Origin of the sequence: Campylobacter sp. LMG 17559, from assembly GCF_024723605.1 — a bacterium.
Taxonomy (GTDB): domain Bacteria; phylum Campylobacterota; class Campylobacteria; order Campylobacterales; family Campylobacteraceae; genus Campylobacter_D.
The window spans coordinates 1-630 of the sequence record NZ_JANQCZ010000047.1; the positions used below are offsets into that span (position 1 = coordinate 1).

Annotated in this window: 1 protein-coding gene; it reads left to right on the forward strand. The window is 27.9% G+C overall.

Features of this window, described 5'->3' with window-relative positions; all coding sequences use genetic code 11:
* Positions 1–569 (forward strand): conjugal transfer protein TraN (traN, locus tag CAMP5082_RS08245; RefSeq protein ID WP_337206433.1); only part of this gene is annotated, 569 nt, incomplete at its 5' end.
* Positions 570–630 lie beyond the last annotated feature (61 nt).

Sequence of the window (630 nt, forward strand, 5' to 3'; positions counted from 1 at the left end):
AAGATACTCAAGTTGGTATTAATGATGAAAATAATAATGGTTGGGAAGATGATGGTTCTTATAGAGGACAAATTTTTATCTTTAATGGAAAAGATAATAGATGTCGCTCTAAAGACAAATTTTTTGGTTTAACTGGTGGTGGTTGCTGTGATAAAGATAAAGTATTTATAGGGCTTGTACCTTGTAAAGAAGATGAAAAAAAGCTAGCAAAACTCAATAAGCAAAATAGATGTGTAGAAGTTGGTGAATATTGCTCTAAAAAAATTAAATTCATAGCTTGTATTCAGCATAAAAAAACACATTGTTGTTTTAATTCAAAATTAGCAAGAATATTTAATGAACAAGGACGCCCACAAATTAAAAGAGGTTGGGGTTCTCCAAAAAGTCCTGATTGTAGAGGATTTACTCCAGAAGAATTTCAAAAGTTAGATTTTAGTGAAATAGATTTAAGTGAATTTATTGCTGATATTGTTGGAAGTATTGAAGTAGATAAAATACAAGCTGATTCTATAAAAATACAAGAAAAGATTGAAAGCAATCTTGAGAATTTAACTAAGAAAACCTACTAATTAAAAAGAAAAATAAAATTATAGAAAGGAGATAGAGTTTAGTTAAAGTTTGTTTGGTAAA